The 2,096-nt window shown below is 59.1% G+C and carries 3 protein-coding genes; all 3 read right to left on the bottom strand.

Annotated elements, in window-relative coordinates:
- Window positions 1-427 (bottom strand): fimbria assembly protein (gene sfmF, locus UTM25_RS16985; protein ID WP_320715091.1); only part of this gene is annotated, 427 nt, incomplete at its 3' end.
- A gap of 9 nt (window positions 428-436) precedes the next feature.
- Window positions 437-1,444, bottom strand: coding sequence for a type 1 fimbria D-mannose specific adhesin FimH (gene fimH, locus UTM25_RS16980; RefSeq protein ID WP_320704285.1), 1,008 nt, complete (start codon window positions 1,442-1,444; stop codon window positions 437-439).
- The coding region (locus UTM25_RS16975) for a fimbria/pilus outer membrane usher protein (RefSeq protein ID WP_320715089.1) at window positions 1,437-2,096 on the bottom strand (660 nt) is incomplete at its 5' end. The genes fimH and UTM25_RS16975, both read right to left, overlap by 8 nt.

The following is a 2,096-nucleotide window of genomic DNA, read 5'->3' as shown; positions in this document are numbered from 1 at the left end:
TCGCATTTCCCTGTGCGTCAACCGAAACCGGCCGGCTGGCCTGCTGAAGCGCCAGCCGCGTTTTATCCGCATCCCTGATCTCAACGGCGACATGGCTTGCTGTACTGGCGTCATTCAGCGCCAGCAGGCCGCTATTGCTCCCGTCGGCTTTACCCGAAAACGTAATGGACGCCGCCCCGGGCGGACAGCCGGTCAGCTTCAGCGTGAAGGGCATAGGTTGCGTGCGGCTCCCCGTGGTGTTGAGTTGCTTCGTGGGCCAGGTGCCCAGCGGGACGGCCTTGTCGCTGTCGCTGCCCTCGGCAACGCAGGTAAAATCGACGATATTGCCGTAGAGCCGAATATTAATCTCGCCCAGGGCGGTGTCCGCCCGAGCCTGGGTGCAAAGCGCAAAGAGCGCTACGGTGAGAAAACGGATCCCGTTTCGCATATCGGCTCCTTAGTCGTAATCCACGCGCAAATACCCGCGCGAGGTGAAGCGCCCTTCCGCTGGCTTATTGCCCGTCACGCTCACCGGCCAGACCCGGATCCCCACCTGCGCCTGCGCGCTGTCGTCCAGGCGGAACGGAATTTTGCTCGTCAGGTTGTTAGGCGTGAGCGGCGCACCGCTCTCGTTGGCAATGATAAACCCCACATCCGGATTATCCGACACCAGCACATTATCAGAGACTTTTTCCGCCTCGACGCGCATCGTCAGCATAGCGTTCGCCTCCACGTTGGTGCATTTAATGGCGATGGTTTTGCTTTGCGATGAGACGCCCTCCGGCTTGTTACCCACGCCCACCTTGCTGAACAAGGAGGCGCCGATGTCGCCGAAATCAAACTCCACCACGTTACCGGCATTGATGGTGCAGCTTTGCGGCACCTGAATGGTTCCGCTGTAGCTGATGGTATAGACCGGCGTGGTTAACGGATCGGAAGAGGTGGTGGTGACGTAAACGCGGAACATGGTGGTGCGAGGGATAACGACCATGTTAATAAAACGCCGGGTCACCTTAAGACGGAAGACCAGGCTGGAGTCCAGAACGCCAAACGGTTTGTTTTTGGGGACGTTAGGATGGCTCCCCATCTGGATATAGCTTTTTGGCGGATAAAATACGCCAGCCCAGTCATCAGTAATTTTCATTGCCCCGTCCAGATAGTCATTAAGCTTCAGATACTGGTAGCCATCGCTGGTCCCCGTTACCGGATAATCGGTCACATAGCTGCGCTTGGTGGTATTCCCGGTCGTGCCCTTCGGGCAGACGGCATTCACCCCTACCCACTGCGATTTCTCGCTGAGCGTCACGACCTGCCCAATCTGGTTATTCGAGCTGTTGAATTTATCCGTCAGGTCGTAATGTACTTCCGTCGGCACGCCGTTTTCATTGACGCACACGGTCGCTAACGCATTTGTCGCAGGCAGTAACGCCAGCAGCGACAAGGCAAAGAGTTGAGTTTTAATCACAGCTGATCCCCTTAAGTGTGATTGCCTGTTGCAGGCTCTGTTCAGACAAGCTGTAAGGTGCGCGACACTGGGACTGCGCCCCGTCGCCCCACTGGATCAGCAGTTCGCCCTCCAGCGGCAGCCCACTCAGGTAAATTTGCCCGTCATCCCCCACCATGCTGGTCACGCCGCTTTTGGTCTCATGCACCACTGCGCCGAACGGCACCGGCTGGTTGCCGCGCATCACCGTCAGCAGGGCGCGCACGCCAATGCGGGTATCAAAGCTGGCGCGTACCAGCGCGCCTTTGGTCGGCACCACGCTGCTCACGTTGTTTTCGATATCGGTGTTGTTGCTCATGGTGTTGGTATCCAGCGCCACGCGGTTGTAACGATAGACGGTGGCATACGGCATCACCGCGTAGCCTCGCCAGTCGGTTTTCACGCCGGTCTGGTTTTCAATACTGACGCCCGATGCCCCCGGCGCTTTGATCAGCACGTTGGTGTCGCCCAGCGGCTGGCTGAAGGTCACGCCGTCGGCGTGGCCGACCACCCCGCCGGAGAGCTGCCAGTTGAGATCGTGCTGGTCGCGGGAATAGTTGTAGCCCACGCCCAGCGTGCCGTAGGTCGCCTGCCAGTTGGCGCTGGCGCTTCCGCTTGAGCCGTTGGTGCTGGG

The organism is Enterobacter sp. 61D5 (genome assembly GCF_034107965.1).
GTDB lineage: Bacteria > Pseudomonadota > Gammaproteobacteria > Enterobacterales > Enterobacteriaceae > Enterobacter > Enterobacter cloacae_M.
This window is presented reverse-complemented; position numbering and strand designations above follow the sequence as displayed.